Origin of the sequence: Enterobacter sp. 200527-13 (assembly GCF_027924865.1) — a bacterium.
GTDB lineage: Bacteria > Pseudomonadota > Gammaproteobacteria > Enterobacterales > Enterobacteriaceae > Enterobacter > Enterobacter ludwigii.
Genome location: NZ_BSCM01000004.1, coordinates 136,623 through 160,823 on the forward strand (window position 1 = coordinate 136,623; position 24,201 = coordinate 160,823).

The following is a 24,201-nucleotide window of genomic DNA, read 5'->3' on the forward strand; positions in this document are numbered from 1 at the left end:
TTAACGCGCGACCCAACCAAGAGTCCGCTGCGCCAGCACGTCACGTGCCGGAATGAATAATTCCATCGCCATCAGCCCAAGATTGCGGCCTGCAACCAGGGGTGCCCAGCGATTGGCAAACAGGTGCACCAGACCATCCGTCACACCAATCGTCGCCTCTTTATCTGCCCGGCGTCGCTTCTGGTAATGGCTGAGCACCGACCAGGCACCACAGTCTTTTTGCTCGCTCCACGCCTGCGAAAGCGTTTCTGCCAGGCTCATCACGTCGCGAAGCCCGAGGTTAAACCCCTGCCCGGCGATGGGATGCAATGTCTGCGCGGCATTGCCGACCAGCGCCATGCGATGGGAGATAGACTGCGAGGCGGTGGTCAGCGACAACGGGTATACGCTCCGCTTTCCCGCGTGGGTAATACGTCCCAGCCGCCAGCCAAAGGCTTTTTGCAGCTCGGTACAAAAACGTTCGTCAGACCAGGTCTGTATCTCAGCCGCGTTGTCCTGCGGATGGCACCACACCAGCGAACTGCGATCGTGGGACATGGGCAGCATCGCCAGCGGGCCATGCTGGGTAAAACGCTCAAAAGCGCGGCCGTTGTGAGCGCCCGCTGTCGAAACGTTAGCAATGACGGCCACCTGCCCGTAGGGCTGTTGTCGCCACTCCACGCCGCACTGCGTGCCGAGCGAAGAGCGCGAACCGTTTGCCGCTACCAGAAGCTGGCCTTCAAGGACGGTACCGTTATCCAGCACCACGTTGACCGACGCGTCACTGCGGCTAAAGCTGGCCACACGCGCCGGGCAATGCAGGGTCACGCCTGGCGCATCCTTAAGCAGGCGGAACAGGCGTAACCCGACGTCGTGCAGCTCCACGACCCGGCCCAGCGCATCTATACGGTAATCATGCGCATCCAGAGTAACGAAACCGGCATGACCGCGATCGCTGACGTGAACGGTTTTAATCGCCGTCGCGCAGTCGGCTATCGCCTGCCAGATGCCAATGCGTGAGAGTTGCTGACAGGTACCCTGCGCCAGTGCAATGGCGCGGGCATCAAAACCGGGGTGATCAGAGGCCTCTGGCGCAACGGCCTCCACCAGATGCACCGGCAGTTTTCCCTGCGTAAAATGCGAGATGGCCAGTGCCAGCGTGGCTCCGGTCATCCCACCGCCAACAATAATCACGCTCATACGCGTGCCGCTGCCATCAGCGCCTCGATATCGTCAGCATTTTTCACGACGCTGGCGGTCAGGTTTTCGTTGCCGGTTTCGGTAATGACGATGTCGTCTTCGATACGAATGCCAATCCCACGGTATGCTTCCGGCACGTCGGCATCCGGCGCGATATACAGCCCCGGCTCAACCGTTAATACCATGCCTGGCTCCAGCACGCGGGAACGATCGGCACCGTATGCTCCCACGTCATGCACATCCAGCCCCAGCCAGTGGCTCAGGCCGTGCATAAAGTACGGACGATGCGCGTTCTCGGTAATCAGGGTATCCATGTCGCCTTTCAGGATACCGAGATTCACCAGACCGGTGATCATGATGCGCACCACTTCGCCGGTCACTTCCTGAATGGACGCGCCTGGACGGTACAGCCTGAGCGCCGTCTCGAGCGATTCGAGGACGATGTCATACACCGCGCGCTGTGCGGGGGTAAATTTACCGTTCACCGGGAACGTACGGGTAATATCGCCCGCATACCCCTGGAATTCGCATCCGGCGTCAATCAACACCAGATCCCCGTCGCGCAGCGCACTTTCGTTTTCGGTGTAGTGCAGAATGCAGCCGTTTTCACCGCCACCGACAATGGTGTTGTAAGAAGGATAACGCGCGCCGTGGCGGTTAAATTCGTGATGAATCTCCCCTTCCAACTGGTATTCAAACATTCCCGGGCGGCATTTCTCCATGGCGCGGGTGTGCGCCAGCGCGCTGATTTCACCCGCACGGCGCATCACGTCCAGCTCTTCCGGCGATTTGAACAGACGCATCTCATGCACCACCGGACGCCAGTCCGTCAGGGTGGCCGGGGCGGACAGATTCTGCCTCGAACCTTTGCGCAGCTTATCCAGAGCGGTAAAGACAATCTCATCGGCATACGCATACTCGCCCTGCGCGTGGTAAAGCACATCCAGGCCATTGAGCAGTTGATAGAGCTGCTGGTTGATCTCACTGAATGCCAGCGCCCGATCCACCCCCAGCTTCTCTGGCGCAGCCTCTTGCCCTAAGCGGCGGCCAAACCAGATTTCTGCAGTGAGATCGCGTACGCGGTTAAAAATCACGCTGTGGTTGTGGGTGTCATTACTCTTAATCAGCACCAGTACCGCTTCCGGCTCGTTGAAGCCGGTGAAGTACCAGAAATCGCTGCTCTGGCGATAGGGGTATTCGCTGTCGGCGCTGCGCGTCACTTCTGGCGCAGCAAAAATCAGCGCGGCGCTGCCCGGCTGCATATTGGCCAGCAGCGCCTGACGACGGCGCGAATACTCTTGATTTGAGATAACCATGACACCCTCCTGTGCGTTATTTTTCTTAATGTAAGGTTGGCTTGCGGACTTCCGGCGCGGTCGGCTGCGAACGCGTAAAGTGGTCGTGGCACAGCAAAGCAGCAACGCGAACGTATTCGATGATCTCTTCGAGAGACATTTCCAGCTCTTCCTGGTCTTCGTCTTCATCGTAGCCCAACTGCGCAATGTTACGCAGATCGTCGATCGCCTCACCCGCTTCGCCGGTCACTTTATCGAGTTTCGGCTGCGTGACGCCCAGCCCCAACAGGTAGTGGTTGACCCAACCTGCGAGCGCATCGGCACGATCGAAGACGCTGACGTCATCGCCTTCAGGCAGATAAAGCTGAAAAAGGAAGCCATCGTCTTCCAGCGAATCGCTGATCGCGGAGTGCATTTTACGCACGGCTTCCGCCAGCTCGTGACCAAACGCCAGCCCTTCGTTCGTCAGGTCGTGGATCAGCGGCTGCCATGAGCTGTCGCTGTTTCCGCCGCACAGCATGCCACTGATCAGACCGTGCATTTCCGCAGAGGTTAAACCGACTCCCTGCTGGTTCAGTAACTGGTTTAAATCCTTGTAACCAGGCATTTCGTTCTGTATAGACATGCGCATTCGTCATCGTTGGGAGGAATATTCATGATATGCTACCACTTTGGACCCTGGTGATACCAGAAAAGGGCTTGTATCTTCACATCAGGGTAGCTATAGTGTCGCCCCTTCGCAGCCCCCGGGGCAGTAAGCGAAGGCAGCGCAGTCAATCAGCAGGAAGGTGGCATGTCTGCACAACCCGTCGATCTCCAGATTTTTGGCCGTTCACTGCGAGTGAATTGTCCGCCTGAACAAAGGGATGCCTTGAATCAGGCTGCGGACGATTTGAATCAGCGGTTGCAAGATCTCAAAGAACGCACTAGAGTCACAAATACTGAGCAGCTGGTTTTCATCGCCGCGTTGAACATCAGTTATGAACTGACTCAGGAAAAAGCGAAGACCCGCGATTACGCGGCAAGCATGGAGCAGCGCATTAAAATGCTCCAGCAGACCATTGAACAGGCATTGCTTGATCAAGGTCGCAATCCCGAAAGACCGGGACCAAAGTTTGAATAACACTTCTCAGTTGACTATGGTAGAGTAACTGTGAAGACAAAATTTCTCTGAGATGTTCGCAAGCGGGCCAGTCCCCTGAGCCGATATTTCATACCACAAGAATGTGGCGCTCCATGGTTGGTGAGCATGCTCGGTTCGTCCGAGAAGCCTTAAAACTATGACGACACATTCACCTTGAACCAAGGGTTCAAGGGTTACAGCCTGCGGCGGCATCTCGGAGATTCCCTCTCTTTTTCTTCTACCGACTACCATGACCCAACTCCCTGAAGTCTCTTCCTCACGCCAGGACATCCGTCAGCTCATGCGTCAACGCCGTCGTGCGTTAACTCCCGAACAGCAAGCACAGTTTGCCCAGCAAGGCGCAGCCCGTATGATGGCCTATCCCCCTGTTGTGATGGCGCGTACCGTCGCCCTGTTCCTCTCGTTTGATGGCGAGCTGGATACTCAACCGCTGATCGAACAGCTGTGGCGCGCCGGGAAAAGAGTGTACCTGCCGGTGCTGCATCCGTTTAGCCGGGGAAATCTGCTGTTTTTACACTACCATCCGCACAGCGAACTGGTGGTGAATCGTCTGAAAATCACCGAACCAAAACTTGATGTCCGCGACGTCCTCCCCCTCTCAGAACTGGATGTACTGATCACGCCGCTGGTGGCGTTTGATGAGCAGGGTCAGCGCTTAGGGATGGGTGGCGGTTTTTATGACAGGACGCTGCAAAACTGGCAGCAGTATAATTTACAGCCTGTGGGGTACGCACATGACTGTCAGGGCGTGGAAGCCTTGCCGGTAGAGAAGTGGGATATTCCGCTGCCTGCGGTAGTGACGCCGGGCAAAACCTGGCGCTGGTAAAATAAAGCCGGGTAGCGACCCGGCTTTATGCTCACAGAAACAGAATCAGTACAGCAGACGGGCGCGAATGGTACCCGGAATAGCCTTCATGCTCTGCAGCGCTTTTTCCGCTACATCTTCGTCCGCTTCAATATCAATTACCACGTAACCCATCTGAGAGTTCGTTTGCAGATACTGTGCGGCAATGTTGACGCTCTGCTCGGCAAAGATCTGGTTGATCGCAGTCAGCACGCCCGGACGGTTTTCATGGATGTGCAGCAGACGACGGCCACCGTGCAACGGCAGAGACACTTCCGGGAAGTTCACGGCAGAGAGCGTAGAACCGTTGTCGGAGTATTTGCTCAGCTTGCCCGCGACTTCCAGACCGATATTTTCCTGCGCTTCCTGCGTCGATCCGCCGATGTGCGGCGTCAGGATCACGTTGTCGAATTCGCACAGCGGAGAGGTGAACGGATCGCTGTTGGTAGCAGGCTCAGTCGGGAAGACGTCAATTGCCGCCCCCGCCAGATGCTTACGCTTCAGCGCATCGCACAGCGCCGGAATATCGACAACCGTACCGCGCGCAGCGTTGATCAGCAGTGACCCCGGCTTCATCAGCGCCAGTTCCTCAGCACCCATCATGTTTTTCGTCGACGCATTTTCCGGCACGTGCAGGCTGACCACGTCGCTCATGTTCAGCAGGTCAGAGAGGTGTTGAACCTGAGTGGCGTTGCCCAACGGCAGTTTGCTTTCGATATCATAAAAATAGACATGCATCCCCAGGGATTCAGCCAGGATCCCCAGCTGAGTACCGATGTGACCATAGCCGATGATACCGAGTTTTTTACCACGGGCTTCGTATGAACCCGCAGCCAGTTTGTTCCACACGCCGCGGTGCGCTTTGGCGTTAGCTTCCGGAATACCACGCAGCAACAGCAGCAACTCGCCAATCACTAACTCCGCCACGGAACGGGTGTTGGAGAACGGGGCGTTAAAGACAGGCACACCGCGTTTTGCGGCGGCATTCAGGTCAACCTGGTTGGTACCGATGCAGAAACAGCCGATGGCAACCAACTTTTCCGCCGCGGCAATCACGTCTTCAGTCAGTTGGGTACGGGATCGCAGGCCAATGAAATGGGCATCACGGATGGACGCTTTCAGCTCTTCGGTGTCCAGCGCGCCTTTGTGAAATTCGATGTTGGTGTAACCTGCTGCACGAAGGCTATCAAGCGCTTTCTGATGCACGCCCTCAACCAGCAGGAATTTAATCTTGTCTTTCTCCAGTGATACCTTTGCCATTTACCTTACCCGACCCTGTTTTTGTCTGAACTGATGTTGTGCTGGATTAAAATCCGCTGTAGCCAACATATCAAAAAAAACTATTGCAGCAATATGAACGTTTGCGTCGGCACTCTGAAGAAAAGTCATACAGAGCAAAATGACAGAGGAAAATGCTGTAGAAATTTGCGAATGCGGCAGGATCGGCAAACGAGAGGTAAAAAGCGTGACACAAGTCACCGAATTTAGCTTTTCAAAATTTTTTTAGCGGGGGGAGGGCTCCCCCCATCAGATCATTTTACGATGGTTTGCACGCCATCTGCCGTGCCGATCAGCGCGACATCCGCGCCACGGTTGGCGAATAACCCTACAGTCACTACGCCTGGAATACCGTTAATGGCATTTTCCAGCGCAATGGCGTCGAGAATTTCCAGACCGTGAACGTCGAGGATCACGTTGCCGTTATCAGTGATGACGCCCTGACGATATTCCGGGCGTCCACCCAGTCTCACCAGTTCACGCGCCACAGCGCTACGCGCCATTGGGATCACTTCTACCGGCAGCGGGAATTTACCCAGGATATCAACCTGCTTTGACGCATCGGCGATACAGATGAATTTATCCGCCACGGAGGCGATGATTTTTTCACGCGTCAGCGCCGCACCGCCGCCTTTGATCATCTGCATATGGCCGTTGATTTCATCCGCGCCATCAACGTAGATACCAAGACGGTCAACTTCATTCAGATCGAAAACGGTGATGCCAAGGCTTTTCAGCTTTTCCGTGGAAGCGTCGGAGCTGGAAACTGCGCCCTCGATCTGCCCTTTCATCGTGCCCAGCGCATCGATAAAGTGTGCCGCCGTCGAGCCCGTACCAACACCGACAATGGTACCCGGTTGCACATACTGGAGAGCGGCCCATCCTACTGCTTTTTTCAGTTCATCCTGCGTCATGATCGTTTAGCCTGTGGTGTGAAAACGTAGGCCGCATTATAGAACACGTCGGGTGGATTTCGTCTGCCACGAAGGGAAAATTGTGTCATAGTGCAGATTAAGCAAAATTAAGGAGTCAGCCAGAGCAATGAAACGTCCGGACTACAGAACACTACAGGCACTTGATGCAGTTATTCGTGAACGCGGTTTTGAGCGCGCAGCGCAAAAGCTTTGTATCACTCAGTCCGCCGTATCACAACGCATCAAACAGCTGGAGAACATGTTCGGGCAGCCTCTGCTGGTACGTACCGTTCCACCGCGTCCAACGGAGCAAGGGCAAAAGCTCCTCGCCCTGCTGCGCCAGGTTGAACTGCTCGAAGATGAGTGGCTGGGCGACGAACAGACCGGCTCAACGCCGCTGCTGCTCTCGCTGGCGGTGAACGCCGACAGTCTGGCAACCTGGCTGTTGCCAGCCCTTGCGCCGGTATTAGCAGACTCCCCGATTCGCCTGAATCTGCAGGTCGAAGATGAAACCCGTACACAGGAGCGCCTGCGTCGCGGTGAAGTGGTTGGGGCGGTCAGTATCCAGCCTCAGGCGCTGCCGAGCTGTCTTGTCGATCAGCTGGGCGCACTGGACTACCTATTTGTCGGCTCAAAAGCGTTTGCCGAGCGCTACTTCCCGAACGGCGTCACCCGCGCCGCGCTGCTGAAAGCCCCTGCGGTAGCGTTCGACCATCTGGACGATATGCATCAGGCCTTCCTGCAGCAAAACTTCGATCTGCCGCCGGGCAGCGTGCCATGTCATATCGTGAACTCGTCTGAAGCGTTTGTGCAGCTCGCACGTCAGGGCACCACCTGCTGTATGATCCCGCACCTGCAGATAGAGAAAGAGTTGAAAAGCGGAGAGCTGATTGACTTAACGCCGGGGCTGTATCAGCGCCGGATGCTCTACTGGCACCGTTTTGCGCCAGAAAGCCGCATGATGCGCAACGTCACCGACGCGCTGCTGGCGTATGGGCATAAGGTGTTGAGACAGGATTAAGGAACAATTCCCCTCTCCTGACGGGAGAGGGGAATTGTGAAGACAGATTACTGCGCTTTTGCCGGCTCAGTCTGCTGACTTTGGGTCGGCTGCAGCTGGAATACCACATCAACCTGATCGTCGAACTGAATCGTCGGCTGCTCATAAGTTTCCTGAGCAGACACCGGCGCCGCGTCGGCCTTCATCATCCGTACCATCGGGCTTGGCTGATAATTTGAGACGTGGTAACGCACGCTGTATACCGGACCGAGCTTACTGTTGAACCCGGACGCCAGCTGTTGCGCCTGATGGATTGCATCATCAATGGCGGCTTTACGCGCCTGGTCTTTGTATTTTTCCGGTTGCGCAACGCCCAGTGAGACGGAACGAATTTCGTTCAGACCCGCTTTCAGCGCGCCATCCAGCAACGAGTTCAGTTTATCGAGCTGACGCACGGTCACTTCAACGGTGCGCACGGCACGGTAGCCTTTCAGGATGCTTTTACCGTTCTGGTAGTCGTAATCAGGCTGGGTACGCAGGTTGGCAGAGCTGATGTCTTTTTTAGCGACACCGTTCTGCTCCAGGAAAGAGAGATATTGCGCAACACGATCGTCAGCCTGCTTCTTGGCAGAAGCGGCATCTTTCGCGGCCACGTTCACTTCAATTGCCAGCGTTGCAACATCGGGTACCGCATCCACGCTTGCGGTGCCTGAAGTGACGATGTGCGGGCCATCAGGCAATTCACTTGCCTGCACCGACACCGCACCTAAACTCACTAATGCCGCCAGGGCCATCACTTTAAACTTCACTGTCATTCCTCCATGTCGCGAAGAGTGCCCAACAACAGGGCGCATGCCAGCAAGCTTAGCGGCTCTCGCTCAGTTGTCCATAAGACAACGCTTAGTTGAGCAATTCCTGAACATGATGAATCCCCTCTTTTGCCAGCTGAAAGGCAATAAACCACATCACCACGCCCACCAGCGTATTGATGATCCGCTGGGCTTTAGCGGTACGCAGACGCGGGGCCAGCCATGCCGCCAGAATCGCGAGACCGAAGAACCACAGGAATGAGGCGCTGACGGTACCCAGGGCAAACCAGCGTTTTGGCTCAACGTCGAGCTGCCCGCCCAGGCTGCCCAGCACCACAAAGGTATCCAGATAAACGTGCGGGTTGAGCCAGGTGACCGCCAGCATGGTGACGATAATCTTCCAGCGGCCCTGCTTCATGACCTCGGCGCTCGCCAGTTCGAGATTGCTGCTCATTGCCGTTTTCAGCGCCCCAAACCCATACCACAGCAGGAACGCTACCCCCCCCCAGGTCACCAGCGCCAGCAGCCAGGGAGACTGCATCAGCAGCGCACTGCCGCCAAAGATTCCGGCGCAGATCAGCAGCAAATCGCTCACCGCGCACAGTAGGGCAATCATAAGATGATACTGACGGCGAATGCCCTGGTTCATCACGAACGCGTTCTGCGGGCCAAGGGGAAGGATCATGGCCGCACCTAATGCAAGACCTTGAAAATAATAAGATAACATGAATAAATTCTCAGCAAGTTGTCCTGGGAGCTGACTATACTGCGAGAATCTTATTAGAGGAAATTGATAATATTAATTGGTGATTAGTATTGCTAATAAAAAGGCCCGGTGGCGTTGCCGCTCACCGGGCCTGCTGAGGAAGAGGATTACTCGGCTTCTTTCTCGCGTTTAAGGTTCACGTCCATCTGTGGATACGGGAAGCTGATCCCGTTGGCATCAAAATCACGTTTGATACGTTCCAGAACATCCCAGTAAACGTTTTGCAGATCGCTGCTTTTGCTCCAGATGCGCACGACAAAGTTGATGGAGGATGCCCCCAACTCGTTCAGGCGAACGGTCTGCTCTTTATCTTTCAAAATACGATCGTCGGAGGCAATGATATTGGCGATCAGCGATTTCACCTGATCGATATCAGAATCATACGCCACGCTGATAATCAGCTCGTTACGACGCACCGGCTCGCGGGAGAAGTTAATGATGTTGCCCGCGATAATTTTCCCGTTCGGTACCACCACGATACGGCCATCCACAGTTCGCAGGGTGGTTGAGAAAATCTGCACCTGCAGTACGGTGCCGGCAATACCGCCCAGGTCAACGTACTCGCCAGAGCGGAACGGACGGAAGGTTACCAGCAACACACCCGCTGCCAGGTTCGAGAGCGACCCCTGCAGCGCCAGACCAATGGCCAGACCGGCGGCACCGAGAACAGCAATCACCGAGGCAGTCTGTACGCCAACACGCCCCAGTGCAGCAATCAGCGTAAAGGCAATAATACCGTAGCGCACCAGTGCAGAGAGGAAGTCAGCCACAGTGGCGTCAATGTGACGCGCCAGCATCACGCGGTTTACGGCGTTTGATACGATACGCGCCACGATCATCCCGACGATGATGATGGCAATCGCCGCGACGATGTTAACGGCATAGCTCAGCAGCAGCGCCTGGTTGCGCACCAGCCAGTTACCGGCATTATTGATGCTGTCTACAACATCGAGTTGTTCCATTTAGTCTTCCTTTTGTTATCCCAAAAACACAAAATCCATCCCCCATGGAGACAGGCAGGTCAGTAAAGGGTAAACAAAAAGGACCGGTTTTGCCAAACAGATCACATAAACGGGCCGGGCAGACCATTGAAAAAGCATAAAAAAAGGCCCGCATTCGCGGGCCTTCTGATGCTATGAGCAGCTTAAATTACAGAACGTCAACCGCGTTCAGTTCTTTGAAAGCCTGCTCCAGACGCGCCACCATGGAAGTCTGCGCAGCACGCAGCCATACACGTGGATCGTAGTATTTCTTGTTCGGCTGGTCTTCGCCTTTCGGGTTGCCCAGCTGGCCCTGCAGGTAAGCTTCGTTCGTTTTGTAGTACTGCAGGATACCGTCCCATGTTGCCCACTGGGTATCGGTATCGATGTTCATTTTCACTACGCCGTAGCTTACGGAGTCTTTGATTTCCTGAGCAGAAGAACCGGAACCGCCGTGGAAGACGAAGTTCAGGCTGTTGTGCGGCAGGTTGTGTTTCTTAGAAACGTATTCCTGAGAATCACGCAGGATAGTTGGGGTCAGAACCACGTTACCTGGTTTGTAAACGCCGTGTACGTTACCGAAGGACGCTGCGATGGTGAAGCGTGGGCTGATTTTGCTCAGCTCGGTGTAAGCGTAATCAACGTCTTCTGGCTGGGTGTACAGTGCAGAAGCGTCCATGTGGCTGTTGTCCACGCCGTCTTCTTCACCACCGGTGCAACCCAGTTCGATTTCCAGGGTCATGTCCATTTTGGCCATGCGCGCCAGGTACTTAGAGCAGATTTCGATGTTTTCGTGCAGGGACTCTTCAGACAGGTCGATCATGTGAGAAGAGAACAGTGGCTTACCGGTCGCTGCGAAGTGTTTTTCACCCGCGTCCAGCAGACCGTCGATCCACGGCAGCAGTTTCTTCGCGCAGTGGTCAGTGTGCAGGATAACCGGAACACCGTAATGTTCAGCCATCTGGTGTACATGGTGCGCACCAGAGATTGCGCCCAGGATTGCCGCGCCCTGAGGAACGTCAGTTTTCACGCCTTTACCAGCGATGAATGCTGCGCCACCGTTAGAGAACTGAACGATAACCGGTGCTTTAACTTTTGCAGCAGCTTCCAGTACGGCGTTAATGGAGTCGGTACCAACGCAGTTAACTGCTGGCAGAGCGAAGTTGTTTTCTTTAGCTACCTGGAACACTTTCTGAACATCATCACCAGTGATCACGCCAGGTTTTACGAAATCAAAAATTTTAGACATGTTGCTTAGTCCTGTATCTTCGGCCGTTAGAAAAGGTGCGAGCTCTTAAAGCGCGCTGAAAATTGGGCAGGTTTCCCTGCCCTTGAATGGCTTACTTCTTAGCGCGCTCTTCGAGCATTGCTACTGCTGGCAGTACTTTGCCTTCCACGAACTCGAGGAATGCGCCGCCACCAGTGGAGATGTAGGAGATCTTGTCAGAAATACCGAACAGGTCGATTGCTGCCAGCGTATCACCGCCGCCTGCGATAGAGAACGCTTCGCTGTCTGCGATAGCGTTAGCAACGATTTCAGTACCTTTGCGGAAGTTCGGGAATTCGAACACGCCAACAGGACCATTCCACAGGATAGTTTTTGCGTTTTTCAGGATTTCAGCCAGTTTCTGTGCAGAATCGTCGCCCAGGTCCAGAATCTGCTCATCATCTTTGATGTCGTTAACAGATTTCAGGGTCGCAGCCGCTGTTTCAGAGAACTCAGTCGCGACGCGAACATCCGTTGGAACCGGGATATCGCAGGTGGTCAGCAGACGTTTTGCTTCGTCAACCAGATCCGCTTCGTACAGGGATTTACCGACGTTATGGCCTTGTGCCGCCACGAAGGTGTTCGCGATACCACCACCAACGATCAGCTGGTCAGCGATTTTAGACAGCGAATCCAGTACGGTCAGTTTGGTAGAAACTTTAGAACCACCAACGATTGCAACCATTGGACGAGCAGGTTCTTTCAGCGCTTTACCCAGTGCGTCCAGCTCAGCAGCCAGCAGAGGACCGGCACACGCGACGTCTGCGAATTTACCGATACCGTGGGTTGAAGCCTGCGCACGGTGAGCAGTACCGAAGGCGTCCATCACGAATACGTCACACAGTGCAGCGTATTTTTTGGACAGCGCTTCGTCGTCTTTCTTTTCGCCTTTGTTGAAGCGAACGTTTTCCAGAACAACCAGTTCACCGGCAGCGATGTCTACGCCGTCCAGGTAATCTTTTACCAGGCGAACCGGGTTGGACAGTTTGTCTTTCAGGTAATTAACAACTGGCAGCAGAGAGAACTCTTCATTGTACTCGCCTTCAGTTGGACGACCCAGGTGGGAGGTCACCATCACTTTAGCGCCCTGCTTCAGAGCCAGTTCGATGGTTGGCAGAGATGCACGGATACGCGCGTCGCTGGTCACTTTGCCATCTTTAACCGGTACGTTCAGATCAGCACGGATGAAAACGCGTTTACCAGCCAGATCCAGATCGGTCATCTTAATTACAGACATGGTGAATCCTCTCGTTGATTCTTAAAGTTTTGCAGACGCACGATGCGTCTTACCTGAAACCTTGAGCGGCCATTGCTAACGTGGTGTCGAGCATTCGGTTAGCAAAGCCCCATTCGTTATCACACCAGACCAGCGTCTTGATAAGGTGTGCGCCACTGACGCGCGTTTGAGTGCCATCGACAATGGCGCTGTGCGGGTCGTGGTTAAAATCTACTGAGACCAACGGTAATTCCGTATAGTCAACTATACCATGAAATGCCCCCTGTGCCGCTTTTTGCAGCAACAGGTTGACTTCACAGGCTTTTACCGGTTTTTTCACCGTCACGCTCAGGTCAATTGCGGTGACGTTAATCGTCGGTACACGTACGGCAATTGCTTCAAAACGATCATTAAACTGCGGGAAAAAACGGGTGATACCTGCCGCCAGTTTTGTGTCCACCGGAATGATTGACTGGCTCGCGGCTCGCGTGCGTCGTAAGTCCGGATGATAGGCGTCAATCACCTGCTGATCGTGCATCGCTGAATGAATCGTGGTTACGGTGCCGGATTCAATGCCATACGCATCGTCTAACAGTTTGATGACCGGAATAATGCAGTTGGTGGTGCAGGAGGCGTTGGAAACAATGCGGTGTTCGGCTTGCAGCTCATGCTGATTCACGCCAAATACGACGGTCGCGTCGAGGTCGTTGCTGCCAGGATGGGAAAACAGGACTTTTTTCGCACCTGCTGTCAGATGCGCTTCGCCATGCTCGCGGTTACCGTATACGCCAGTACAGTCAAGTACGATATCCACACCCAGTTCACGCCACGGTAGCCCGGCAATACTGCTCTCATGCAGCACGCGGATGGCATCGTCGCCGACAAACAGCTGATCTCTTTCCTGGCGAACATCCCAGGCAAAGCGTCCGTGGCTGGTGTCATATTTCAACAAATGCGCCATGCCCGCAGCTTCCGCCAGTTCGTTGATAGCCACCACGGTTATTTCCGCCCGACGCCCGGATTCATATAAAGCACGAACCACGTTACGCCCGATGCGACCGAAGCCATTAATCGCTACGCGTACGGTCATAGATCTCCTGCAAAGCTATCCCTGAGTTTGAGGTGGCTGAAAGAGTAATCCAGCTACGCCCGAAGGGGAATCCTTGCTGTCACAAACTGCGATTGATTGGTCAATTGTCGAACATTTAATCGACTGAAACGCTTCAGCTAGAATAAGCGAATCAGGGAATAAAAGGAATGTCTGTCCAGAGCAATAAGCGCGCTATATGACTTGCGTCACATTTTGGATGGAATAATTCACAGGAACGTTACATGTTTGAGGAATAGTGGACATATAAAGCGGATAGCGTGAAAAAACAAAACGGTAACCCAAAGGTTACCGTTTAGGGTATTTGCGCCCTCTTCTCAGTGAGAGCACGGACAGGGGCTCGCGCCCCTCCCCTACAAACAATTACAGCAGTTCTTTTGCTTTCGCGACAACGTTTTCAACGGTGAAGCCGAACTCTTCGAACAGCAGCTCTGCCGGAGCAGATTCACCGAAGGTTGTCATGCCGACGATTGCGCCGTTCAGGCCCACATATTTGAACCAGTAGTCAGCGATACCTGCTTCTACTGCCACGCGCGCGGTAACGGCTTTAGGCAGTACGGATTCGCGGTAGGCGGCATCCTGCTTGTCGAACGCATCGGTAGACGGCATGGAAACCACGCGCGCTTTAACGCCTTCGGCAGACAGTTTTTCCCATGCGGCAACAGCCAGCTCAACTTCAGAACCGGTCGCGATGAAGATCAGCTCTGGCTGACCCGCGCAATCTTTCAGCACGTAACCACCACGGGCGATGTTCGCCAGCTGCTCTGGAGTACGTTCCTGCTGTGCCAGGTTCTGGCGGGAGAGGATCAGTGCGGTTGGACCGTCCTGACGCTCAACACCGTATTTCCACGCCACGGCGGACTCAACCTGGTCACATGGACGCCATGTGCTCATGTTTGGCGTCACGCGCAGGGAAGCCACCTGCTCTACCGGCTGGTGAGTTGGACCATCTTCGCCCAGACCGATGGAGTCGTGGGTGTAGACCATCACCTGACGCTGTTTCATCAGCGCAGCCATACGCACGGCGTTACGCGCGTACTCGACAAACATCAGGAAGGTAGAGGTGTACGGCAGGAAACCACCGTGCAGGGAGATACCGTTCGCAATCGCAGTCATACCGAATTCACGCACACCGTAGTGGATGTAGTTACCGGCAGTGTCTTCGTTGATTGCTTTAGAACCAGACCAGATTGTCAGGTTAGATGGCGCCAGGTCAGCGGAGCCGCCCAGGAATTCTGGCAGCAGCGGACCGAACGCTTCAATCGCATTCTGAGAGGCTTTACGGCTGGCGATTTTGGATGGGTTCGCCTGCAGTTTAGCAATGAACTCGTTCGCTTTGGCGTCGAAGTCAGACGGCATGTCACCCTTCATACGACGGGTAAATTCAGCCGCTTCCTGTGGGAAGGCTTTCGCATAGGCAGCGAACTTCTCGTTCCATGCGGATTCTTTCGCCTGACCCACTTCTTTAGCATCCCACTGCGCGTAAATTTCAGATGGGATTTCGAAAGCAGGATATTTCCAGCCCAGCGCTTCGCGCGTCAGAGCGATTTCCGCGTCGCCCAGTGGCGCACCGTGGGAATCGTGGGTACCCGCTTTGTTCGGGGAACCGAAACCAATGATGGTTTTGCACATCAGCAGTGACGGCTTGTCCGTCACAGCGCGCGCTTCTTCTACTGCACGTTTAATCGAGTCAGCATCGTGACCGTCAACGCCACGCACAACGTGCCAGCCGTAAGCTTCGAAACGCTTCGCGGTGTCGTCAGTGAACCAGCCTTCAACGTGACCGTCGATGGAGATGCCGTTGTCGTCATAGAACGCAACCAGTTTGCCCAGCTTCAGGGTACCTGCCAGGGAGCACACTTCGTGAGAAATGCCTTCCATCATGCAGCCGTCGCCCATGAATGCGTAGGTGAAGTGGTCAACAATGTCATGACCTGGACGGTTGAACTGCGCGGCCAGGGTTTTCTCGGCAATCGCCATACCCACCGCGTTAGCAATACCCTGACCCAGCGGACCGGTGGTGGTTTCTACACCTGCGGTGTAACCCACTTCCGGGTGACCTGGCGTTTTGGAGTGCAGCTGGCGGAAGTTTTTCAGCTCTTCAATTGGCAGATCGTAGCCAGTGAGGTGCAGCAGGCTATAGATCAGCATTGAGCCGTGGCCATTAGACAGCACGAAACGGTCGCGGTCAGCCCAGGAAGGGTTCTGCGGGTTGTGGTTCAGGAAATCGCGCCACAGGACTTCGGCGATATCAGCCATCCCCATAGGGGCGCCCGGGTGGCCGGATTTGGCTTTCTGTACTGCGTCCATGCTCAGCGCACGAATAGCATTAGCAAGCTCTTTACGTGAGGACATTTTAACTCCAGATCGGACTGTTAAAGGCCATGCCCTTGACGACAGCGCGTTTTGGGCTACGCCGGAAAAAAGTGCCAACAATGTAACCCAAGCGGCATGTCATGTACATGGAGCATTCTTTTGCAGCTTAAGAAATCTCTGGATCATGCTCGCATGTTGCGCAATCTACTCGCCCGGCCCCGTAGATATTCCTTATACTTAGCCCGACCCCGGCTTCGTTGCCGGTGCACTTTTCAGATTTTATTCAGATTAACGAGTACGGAAGCGACATCATGAAAATGCGTGCAATAGTGCTGGCCCTGGGTACAACGCTCCTGCTGAGCGGCTGTCAGAATATGGATTCTAACGGCCTGATGTCCTCAGGCGCAGAAGCCTTTCAGGCCTACTCCCTGAGCGACGCACAGGTTAAAGCGCTGAGCGACCAGGCCTGTAAAGATATGGACGGAAAAGCCACGCTTGCCCCGGCCAATAGTACCTACACGCAGCGTCTGAATAAGATAGCCTCCGCGCTGGGTGATAACATTAATGGCCAGCCGGTGAACTATAAGGTGTACATGGCCAAAGATGTAAACGCCTTCGCGATGGCGAACGGCTGCATCCGCGTTTACAGCGGGCTGATGGATATGATGACCGACAACGAAGTTGAAGCGGTTATCGGCCATGAAATGGGCCACGTTGCACTTGGCCACGTGAAGAAAGGCATGCAGGTTGCGTTAGGCACTAACGCCATCCGCGCCGCGGCGGCGTCTACGGGCGGTATCGTCGGCAGCCTGTCACAGTCGCAGCTTGGCGATGTGGGTGAAAAGCTGGTTAACTCTCAGTTCTCGCAGCGTCAGGAATCCGAAGCGGATGACTACTCCTACGACCTGTTGAGCAAACGCGGCATTAATCCATCAGGTTTAGCCACCAGCTTCGAAAAACTGGCCAAACTGGAAGCCGGTCGCCAGAGCTCTATGTTTGATGACCACCCGGCGTCAGAAGAGCGCGCACAGCATATTCGCGACCGTATGGCCGCAGACGGAATTAAATAATTCGAAAGGAGGCATATTTGCCTCCTTTTTATTTCGCATGAATTGTTAATTTAACCGCACATATCGGTAATAGCGCTTGAGTACCTTTCTAAGCCGCGCAAACACTGGCTTATTGCCCTGAAACGTCTCGTCACATAATTATTGCAATCATTTACCATTCGGGTAATTATCGAACTCGCAGTAATTCAATTTACAATATTAAGACAGAGACGTTCCCTCCGTGAAAAAAGAATTATCATTAATTGCGTTAAGTTTATTCGCCGCATTACCCGCCGTTGCAAGCCAGCAATCCGACAGCAAAGGGTTTGTTGACGACAGCCATTTAGATCTGTTTTTACGCAATGCGTATATCAGTCGTGATTATCATCAGGGCCAGCAGGACAAAGCCGAATGGGGTCAGGGTATCGTTGCCACGTTTGAATCCGGCTATACCGAAGGGCTGGTTGGCTTTGGTGTGGACGGCATTGCCCAGTATGGCGTGCGTCTGGATGGCGGTCGTGGAAAGAGCGGCGCGGGCGGCATTGACTTCTTTAAACAGGAAGACGATGGCCGGGCTAAATCCGATCTGGCGAAATTTGGCGCCACAGCAAAAATGCGTATTTCCAATACCGTGCTGAGCTACGGTAACCAGCGTCCGGAATTACCGATTGTTAATGCCGACAATTCCCGTCTGCTGTTTGAAAGCTTTACCGGCACCATGCTGACCTCAAAAGAGATCGCGGGTCTGGAAGTTAACGCCGGTTACTTCACCGATGAGCAGCGCAAAAGTGACGACCGCCACGACAGCGGCCTGAAGAGCCTCTCCTTCGGCGGTGCGAGCTACCAGTTCAACGACCAGTTCAGCGGTGCGCTGTATGCCTCTCATGTGGAAGAGGTGATGAACAAGCAGTACCTGGGAATGAACTTCAAACAGCCGTTCAGCACCGGGCAACAGCTGGTGCTCGATTTCAACGGCTATAACTCACGCCTGGATCAGCGCTACGCAGACAGCCTTGATACCGGACGCAGCAATAGCATCTGGAGCCTGGCGGCAAGCTACATCTGGGATATTCATACCTTCAAGGTGGCGTATCAGCAGAGCAGCGGCAGCACCGGCTATCACTATGGCAGCTATCGCGATCAGGGTGGCGTAGGTGACGGCGGCAATACCATCTGGCTGGCGAACTCCTACTGGTCTGATTTCAACGGCGAAGACGAGCGCTCCTGGCAGGCTTCTTACGCGCTGGACTTCGGCGGTCTGGGCTTACCGGGTCTGAGCTGGACCACAGCTTACGTGCGTGGCGACAACATCAAGACCTCTGAAACCAGCAACGGTAAAGAGCATGAGTGGTTTAACCAGATCCAGTATCAGGTGCAGGAAGGCCCGGCTAAAGATCTGAAACTGAAACTCCGTTACTCCGTCCTGCGCGTGTCCAGCAACGCCAGCGACTATAACGTGGGCGGGGATGAGATCCGCGCGTACGTGGAATACCCGTTTAACGTGTTCTGATTAAGCCCCTCACCCGCCCTTCTCCCTAAGGGAGAGGGCTGGAGTGAGGGTAAACACGCTTAGTACAACGTCTTCTGCGGCGGCCCGGCAAACTTCAGCGCGCCAATCTGTCCCATCCGCACTTCCACTACCGACGGTCCTGGCATGGCAAGCGCTTCGGTCATCACCGCCTCAAAATCCTCCGCCCGTTCGACGCTCCACGCCTGTAACCCCATCGCATGCGCCAGCTGCGTAAAGTCCGGGGTATGCAGCTCGTTATAATACTGACGCCCGCCGAAATACTTATCCTGAATGCCGCGCATGACGCCGTAACCGCCGTCGTTCATCACCAGCAGCGTCACGTTGGCCTTCTCCTGCGCCAGCGTTGCCATCTCGCCCAGATTCAGGCTTACGCCACCATCGCCCACCAGCCCCACCACTTTGCGTTGCGGGTTGGCAATCGCCGTGCCAATCGCCATCGGTAGCCCCATACCGATGGCGCCTGCCAGCGAGTGAATGTTCATCAGCGGTCCATTGGCACGGAAGAGACGGCTGCCCCACAGGCTTCCGGAAACGGTGATATCACGAACCAGCAGGCCATCTTGCGGTAGCGCGTTCTCGATGGCGTCGTTGAGCTTCGCATAAGCACCGCACTGCTCACGCAGTCCCGCAACGGCTTTCGCCAGCGCCTGCTGCACCTGCGTATCCCACTGCGCATCGCCCCATTCACGCCCCTGCGCTTTAGCCGCCAGCGCGGTTAACAGCGCCGCGCAGTCGGCCACAAGGGTTGTGTCCATCAGATAGTTGCGGCTCGCCGCCGCGGGGTCGATATCGATCTGGACGCGGGGATGCGGTAATTCAAGCGTCCACGAGCGGGTTTCGTTGCTGCGCAGGCGTGAGCCAGCGACCAGCGTAAAGTCGCACTGGGCGATCAACGCCTCAACTGACGGCGAGTTATGAAACGCCCGCAGGCTGGCGCGATGACTGTCCGGCAGCACGCCGCGCGCGTGGGTGCTGGAGATAACCGTCACTCCCGCATCCGCCAGTTTTTTTACCGCATCAGCGCTACCGAGCGCTCCGCCACCCAGCCACAGCAGCGGCCGTCTGGCCTGTTTAAGCTGCGCCCACAGCGTGTCGACCACTGCCGTATCAACCGCGGAAACCGACGTGGGTTTCACCGGAGCGGTGATCAGCGACACGGGGATTTTCGCCCCCTGAATATCAATCGGGATCTCCACGGAGACCGGCCCGCACGGCGGAGTTTGCGCCTCCTGAATGGCCTTGTGAAGGATCGCTATCGCCTGGTTTGCGTTGCTGATGCGGTATGCCCGTTTTGAGCTGGCCTTCAGGAAGGTCAGCTGGTCGCGGGTTTCGTGGATAAAACCGGTGTCGGCATCCAGCCAGGCTTTTTCCACCTGACCGGTGATGTGCAGCAGCGGCGTGCAGGCATTCATGGCTTCCACCAGCGCGCCGACGGCGTTACCCGCCCCGGCGCCGGTACTGGTCAGCGCCACACCGAGCCCGGAAAAACGGCCGTGGGCATCGGCCATGGTGACCGACCCCGCTTCGCCACGTGCGGGTACAAAGCGAATATTCCCGCGCTGCCCTACCGCATCGGCGATGGGTAAATTGTGGATGGAGATGACGCCGTAGATGGCCTCAACCTGATACTGCTCCAGCGTTCTGGCGATGGCGTCGCCGACGGTTATCATTTCGCTCATTACTCACCCTTTCTCAGTCGCACCAGTGGTTGACGCTGTTACCCGTCGCCAGATAAATGCTCTTTTGCTGCATCCAGGCTTTCAGCCCCTGAATGCCCTTTTCGCGGCCCAGACCGCTCTCTTTAAAGCCCCCGAACGGGGTCGAAATCGCAAACACTTTGTAGGTGTTTATCCACACCGTGCCCGCTTCAAGCTGCTCGCTCAGGCGCAGGGCGCGCCCGGTATCCCGCGTCCAGATCCCGGCAGCAAGGCCATAAACGGAGTCATTCGCCTCACGGATCAACGCGGCTTCATCGCTAAAGGGCATCGCCACCAGCACCGGGCCGAAGATCTCCTCCTGACAGGCGCGCGCGCTGTTGGTCAGGCCTTCGATGATGGTGGGCTGGAAGTAACTGCCGTTTGCCAGCAGTGGATCGGCAGGGATCTCCCCGCCACACAGCACGCGGCCCCCTTCACGCTTTGCCAGTTCAACGTAAGCCTGCACGCTCTTGCGGTGCGCGTCGTTAATCAGCGGTCCCACATGGGTGCCGTCGGTAAAGGGATGCCCGACCCGCAGGCCGCGCGTTAATTCGAGCAGCCTCGCCATCAGCGGGGCGTAAAGGCGCTCATGGATAAAGAGCCGCGAACCGGCAATACAGGCCTGACCTGCCGAGCTGAAAATACCGTAGCAGATCCCGCGCGCAGCCAGCTCAACGTCGGCATCTTCCAGCACGATGGTCGGGGATTTACCGCCCAGTTCCAGCGAAGCCGGGATCAACTTTTCCGCCGCCACGTGCGCCAGATGACGGCCCGTGGTGGTGCCACCGGTAAAGGAGATTTTTCGCACTTTCGGGTGACGCGCCAGCGCATCGCCAATCACCGAGCCTTTGCCCGGCAGCACGCTCAGCAGCCCGGCGGGTAAGCCTGCCTGCTCAAAAATACGCGCCAGCTCAAGCGCCATCAGCGGGGTGGCTTCGGCTGGTTTGAGAACCACCGCGTTACCGGCAGCAATGGCCGGCGCCACTTTCTGCATTTCGCTGGCAATGGGGGAATTCCAGGGCGTGATAGCCGCCACCACGCCGAGCGGTTCATACCGGCTGAGGGTAAGCACATCGGGCTGGCGTGGGGTCGGTAGTTCACCTTCCAGCAGCTCGCAGGCAGCGGCAAAATAACGCGCCGTGCCTGCCGCGCTCATCACCAGCCCCCGCGCTTCCGCCAGCGGTTTACCGTTGTCGCGACTCTGCATGCGGGCCAGTTCATCGACGCGGGATTCGATCAGATCCGCCACCTTATGCAGGATCTTTGCACGCGCATGCGGCAGGCTGTTACGCCAGGCAGGATCGCGCCACGCGCGCTCTCCGGCGTCGATAGCCTCCTGCAGATCGTCCAGGCTTGCCGCGTGGAGCGTGGCGTTCACCGCACCGTCTGCCGGGAAATGGCTCTGCATCAGGTTACCACCGCCACGCCGCCAGTTGCCGCCAATGAAAATGTTAAGATCGTCCATCGTCGCTCCTCAGCGCTGCGTCAGTTCACGGCAGGCGCGAACCGCGCTGAGTGCCGCCAGGGTGGAGGTTTTGGGGTTGCTGGCAAGCGGTAGCCCGCTCAGCTCCAGATGGAACTCGCCAAACATCCCTTCGACGTGCAGCGTGTGGGTATTGCGTTGAGTGGCCGGGTCGACCATCAGTTGCACGCGGGTGTCATCCATCCCCACGCCGCCAAGTGCCACGGTCGCCGCCACGTTGGCGTTGGCCGGAAACAGTCGTGCCGCTTCACGTGCGCTGCCTTCAAAGAAGATCTGCGCCTCGGACACGGCGTTAAGATCGATAAGCTGCTCGGCATAGCTGCCGCGCCAGCTGGCCGGGCTTTTACGCGACTGGTAGGTCACCTTCTCAAGCCCGCCCTCTTTTGCCGCTGCCAGGCCATCAATGCCCGCCACCGCCCCGGAGAGCAGCGTCAGCTTTCCGCCTGCGTTGAGCAGACGCTGTTCCAGCTCGCTGTCTGCCAGCGCGCCGGTGGAGATCACCGCCAGATGCCATCCACGGCGTAAAATCGCTTCCCCGTACTGCGCCACCGCCTGCTGGCTGGCACATTCCAGCACCAGATCGGGAGTATCCGTACATAATGCGGGCGAGGTCAGTGCCACCACCGCATCGCCAAACTGCTGGCGAATCGCGGCATGATGCGTCTCGCGCGCCACGATCCAGCCGATGGCAACCTGCTCGGGCAGGCGCTCAATGACCGCCTGCGCCATGGCACCGTAGCCGATTAACATGATTTTTTTCATGATGTGTCCTTACAGATGACGGCAGAAGCCGCCGGAAACGTCCAGCGCCGCACCGGTGGTAAACGAAGCCAGCGGCGACGCGAGGAACAGCAGAGCCTGCGCAGGCTCCTGCGGCTTACCGAGACGCGCCATCGGAATGCCGCGTTTGCGGGCAATATCCGCCGTCCACTGCGGCCAGCTCTGACTTTTATCCGCCCGGTTCTCAAAGCGACGCCGCCACTGGCCGGATTCCACCATGCCAAGCAAAATGGAATTCACGCGGATGCCCTTACTCACCAGCTCTTTCGAGAGCGTGAGCGTCATATTGAGCAGCGCGGCACGTGCTGCAGAGGTGGCAATCATGTGTTCCTCTGGCTGCAGCGCCAGCAGCGAGTTCACGCAGGTAATGGAGGCAATGTCCGATTGCTCCAGCTGCGGCTGAAAAGCCTGCACGGGGTTAATCACCCCAAACAGTTTCAGTTCGGCTTCATGCAGCCAGGCCTCGCGCGGGGTGTCATTGAAGTGCGCCACATACCCCTGTCCGGCGTTATTAATCAGCAAGTCTGTCCCGCCAAAGCGGGACTTAACGGCCTGGGCAAAGGTCTGAACCTGGTCTGCGTCCAGCACGTCGCAGCGGTGAGAGAAAATCTCGCCATCAGGGAATTCGTTTTGCAGCGACGCATGCGCGCTGGCAAGCCGGTCCGGGTCGCGGCCACAGAACGCCACTTTTGCCCCCTCGCCCAGCAGCAAACGCAGTGTTTCAAAACCAATGCCAGAAGAACCGCCGGTGACTACCGCTACGCGCCCGTCAATTTGTGCATTCATCGCGCACCTCTTCGTTGATACGTAAAAGCTGTTGATTAAAAAACGCGTCGTTATCGAGATAGCTGGCGTGCCCGGCCAGGGGAATCGCGGTAAACGGCATGCCGTAACGTAGCGCCAGCCCCTGAACCAGCTCAGGCTGGGTAATGGCGTCCTGCTCGCCGCACCAGACTTCAAAGTCACCGGCGTAACGCTTCAGCCAGCCGTGAATATCGTCATGTGCCAGCATCCATGCGGCAGCGAGGTAGCCTTCCGGGCGCAGTTTGCGCATGCCCGCCGCAACGGTGGCAATATCGTCCTCACGCGCGCCCGGGCGTAATAATTTAGCGGCCCGGGTTTGCGCCAGGATCTCGCCCCCAAGCGCCATCTGCTGCTCCCGGTTACGCCAGACCTGCTCGCGCTGCGCCGGCTCGGCCTGGCCGTAACCCTGCGCGGCATCGGCCAGCACCAGATGCAGCACGCGTTCGGGATACTTCGTCGCAAAGGCGCTTGCCACCAGCGCCCCAAGCGAATGCCCGACCAGAACAACCTGCCAGACGCCCGCGCGGTCCAGCATGGCCGCCAGCGCGTCGGCGTAATCCCCCGCGTTGGCGCGCTCAACCGCCAGCATCGGGCTTTCGCCATAACCGGGCATGTCCCACGCCAGCACGCGAAAACCGTTCAGCGCCATCTGTTTATGCCAGGAGGCAGCACCGGAGCTGATGCCGTGGAGCAGCATCAGCGGGATGCCGCTTCCCTGTTCACGAAAGCCCGTCATCGCGC

At 56.3% G+C, this 24,201-nt stretch carries 22 protein-coding genes and 1 other RNA gene; 6 read left to right on the forward strand and 17 right to left on the reverse strand.

Features of this window, described 5'->3' with window-relative positions; translation table 11 throughout:
- From ubiH to QMG44_RS15415, 3 genes are read right to left on the reverse strand one after another with little or no spacing between them, the layout of a single operon-like run.
- Positions 1-1,179, reverse strand: a complete 1,179-nt coding sequence (ubiH, locus tag QMG44_RS15405; RefSeq protein ID WP_032680330.1) for a 2-octaprenyl-6-methoxyphenyl hydroxylase — start codon at positions 1,177-1,179, stop codon at positions 1-3.
- The gene (gene pepP, locus QMG44_RS15410) at positions 1,176-2,489 is read right to left on the reverse strand and encodes a Xaa-Pro aminopeptidase (RefSeq protein ID WP_086532910.1); all 1,314 of its coding nucleotides are present in this window, start codon (positions 2,487-2,489) and stop codon (positions 1,176-1,178) included. The genes ubiH and pepP overlap by 4 nt, the downstream gene beginning before the upstream one ends.
- A gap of 31 nt (positions 2,490-2,520) precedes the next feature.
- Positions 2,521-3,099 (reverse strand): YecA family protein, encoded by a 579-nt coding sequence (locus QMG44_RS15415; protein WP_025203274.1) that lies wholly within the window; start codon positions 3,097-3,099, stop codon positions 2,521-2,523.
- 168 nt (positions 3,100-3,267) lie between these two features.
- Between QMG44_RS15415 and zapA the strand changes: the two genes are divergently transcribed.
- The 3 genes from zapA to QMG44_RS15430 all read left to right on the forward strand — a co-directional run bounded on the left by zapA (position 3,268) and on the right by QMG44_RS15430 (position 4,444).
- Positions 3,268-3,597 carry a cell division protein ZapA gene (gene zapA, locus QMG44_RS15420; RefSeq protein ID WP_006811891.1) on the forward strand — a complete coding sequence of 110 codons (330 nt, stop codon included), beginning with the start codon at positions 3,268-3,270 and terminating at the stop codon, positions 3,595-3,597.
- A 41-nt stretch (positions 3,598-3,638) separates the two neighbouring features.
- A non-coding RNA gene (ssrS, locus tag QMG44_RS15425) (6S RNA) lies at positions 3,639-3,822 on the forward strand.
- A 25-nt stretch (positions 3,823-3,847) separates the two neighbouring features.
- Positions 3,848-4,444 (forward strand): 5-formyltetrahydrofolate cyclo-ligase, encoded by a 597-nt coding sequence (locus QMG44_RS15430; protein ID WP_086532134.1) that lies wholly within the window; start codon positions 3,848-3,850, stop codon positions 4,442-4,444.
- A 45-nt stretch (positions 4,445-4,489) separates the two neighbouring features.
- Here QMG44_RS15430 and serA read toward each other — a convergent pair whose 3' ends face one another.
- Together serA and rpiA are read right to left on the reverse strand one after the other, a co-directional pair.
- Positions 4,490-5,722 carry a phosphoglycerate dehydrogenase gene (serA, locus tag QMG44_RS15435; protein WP_014171529.1) on the reverse strand — a complete coding sequence of 411 codons (1,233 nt, stop codon included), beginning with the start codon at positions 5,720-5,722 and terminating at the stop codon, positions 4,490-4,492.
- Between the two features lie 272 nt (positions 5,723-5,994).
- Positions 5,995-6,654: a ribose-5-phosphate isomerase RpiA gene (rpiA, locus tag QMG44_RS15440; RefSeq protein WP_014171530.1), complete on the reverse strand. Its 660-nt coding sequence runs from the start codon at positions 6,652-6,654 to the stop codon at positions 5,995-5,997.
- A gap of 127 nt (positions 6,655-6,781) precedes the next feature.
- Here rpiA and argP point away from each other — a divergent pair, with 127 nt between their 5' ends.
- On the forward strand, positions 6,782-7,675 hold the full coding sequence (argP, locus tag QMG44_RS15445; protein ID WP_008499727.1) for a DNA-binding transcriptional regulator ArgP: 894 nt from the start codon (positions 6,782-6,784) through the stop codon (positions 7,673-7,675).
- 47 nt (positions 7,676-7,722) lie between these two features.
- On the opposite strand, the gene QMG44_RS15450 is transcribed toward argP, so the two are convergent.
- The 7 genes from QMG44_RS15450 to tkt all read right to left on the reverse strand — a co-directional run bounded on the left by QMG44_RS15450 (position 7,723) and on the right by tkt (position 16,155).
- On the reverse strand, positions 7,723-8,463 hold the full coding sequence (locus tag QMG44_RS15450; RefSeq protein WP_025203272.1) for an oxidative stress defense protein: 741 nt from the start codon (positions 8,461-8,463) through the stop codon (positions 7,723-7,725).
- Between the two features lie 91 nt (positions 8,464-8,554).
- A complete protein-coding gene (argO, locus tag QMG44_RS15455; protein ID WP_014171533.1) occupies positions 8,555-9,190 on the reverse strand; it encodes an arginine exporter ArgO in 636 nt (211 codons plus the stop codon).
- Between the two features lie 146 nt (positions 9,191-9,336).
- Positions 9,337-10,191 (reverse strand): small-conductance mechanosensitive channel MscS, encoded by an 855-nt coding sequence (gene mscS, locus QMG44_RS15460; protein WP_014171534.1) that lies wholly within the window; start codon positions 10,189-10,191, stop codon positions 9,337-9,339.
- Positions 10,192-10,378: 187 nt separating this feature from the next.
- On the reverse strand, positions 10,379-11,458 hold the full coding sequence (gene fbaA, locus QMG44_RS15465) for a class II fructose-bisphosphate aldolase (RefSeq protein WP_014171535.1): 1,080 nt from the start codon (positions 11,456-11,458) through the stop codon (positions 10,379-10,381).
- 91 nt (positions 11,459-11,549) lie between these two features.
- The gene (gene pgk / locus QMG44_RS15470; protein WP_086532133.1) at positions 11,550-12,713 is read right to left on the reverse strand and encodes a phosphoglycerate kinase; all 1,164 of its coding nucleotides are present in this window, start codon (positions 12,711-12,713) and stop codon (positions 11,550-11,552) included.
- 49 nt (positions 12,714-12,762) lie between these two features.
- On the reverse strand, positions 12,763-13,782 hold the full coding sequence (gene epd, locus QMG44_RS15475; RefSeq protein WP_086532132.1) for an erythrose-4-phosphate dehydrogenase: 1,020 nt from the start codon (positions 13,780-13,782) through the stop codon (positions 12,763-12,765).
- Between the two features lie 381 nt (positions 13,783-14,163).
- Positions 14,164-16,155 carry a transketolase gene (tkt, locus tag QMG44_RS15480; RefSeq protein WP_020883715.1) on the reverse strand — a complete coding sequence of 664 codons (1,992 nt, stop codon included), beginning with the start codon at positions 16,153-16,155 and terminating at the stop codon, positions 14,164-14,166.
- 272 nt (positions 16,156-16,427) lie between these two features.
- Between tkt and QMG44_RS15485 the strand changes: the two genes are divergently transcribed.
- Together QMG44_RS15485 and QMG44_RS15490 are read left to right on the forward strand one after the other, a co-directional pair.
- A complete protein-coding gene (locus QMG44_RS15485) occupies positions 16,428-17,186 on the forward strand; it encodes a M48 family metallopeptidase (protein ID WP_086532131.1) in 759 nt (252 codons plus the stop codon).
- 220 nt (positions 17,187-17,406) lie between these two features.
- On the forward strand, positions 17,407-18,675 hold the full coding sequence (locus tag QMG44_RS15490; RefSeq protein ID WP_086532130.1) for an OprD family outer membrane porin: 1,269 nt from the start codon (positions 17,407-17,409) through the stop codon (positions 18,673-18,675).
- A 59-nt stretch (positions 18,676-18,734) separates the two neighbouring features.
- Here QMG44_RS15490 and QMG44_RS15495 read toward each other — a convergent pair whose 3' ends face one another.
- From QMG44_RS15495 to QMG44_RS15515, 5 genes are read right to left on the reverse strand one after another with little or no spacing between them, the layout of a single operon-like run.
- Positions 18,735-20,375, reverse strand: a complete 1,641-nt coding sequence (locus tag QMG44_RS15495; protein ID WP_086532129.1) for a thiamine pyrophosphate-binding protein — start codon at positions 20,373-20,375, stop codon at positions 18,735-18,737.
- Between the two features lie 13 nt (positions 20,376-20,388).
- Positions 20,389-21,858, reverse strand: coding sequence for an aldehyde dehydrogenase (locus QMG44_RS15500; protein ID WP_047956079.1), 1,470 nt, complete (start codon positions 21,856-21,858; stop codon positions 20,389-20,391).
- A gap of 9 nt (positions 21,859-21,867) precedes the next feature.
- The gene (locus QMG44_RS15505) at positions 21,868-22,638 is read right to left on the reverse strand and encodes an aspartate dehydrogenase (protein WP_281853199.1); all 771 of its coding nucleotides are present in this window, start codon (positions 22,636-22,638) and stop codon (positions 21,868-21,870) included.
- 9 nt (positions 22,639-22,647) lie between these two features.
- Entirely contained in the window at positions 22,648-23,442 is a 795-nt protein-coding gene (locus tag QMG44_RS15510) for an SDR family oxidoreductase (RefSeq protein WP_014171544.1), read from the reverse strand.
- Positions 23,426-24,196: an alpha/beta fold hydrolase gene (locus tag QMG44_RS15515; RefSeq protein ID WP_086532128.1), complete on the reverse strand. Its 771-nt coding sequence runs from the start codon at positions 24,194-24,196 to the stop codon at positions 23,426-23,428. Before QMG44_RS15515 ends, QMG44_RS15510 begins: the two co-directional genes overlap by 17 nt.
- Positions 24,197-24,201: the final 5 nt, after the last annotated feature.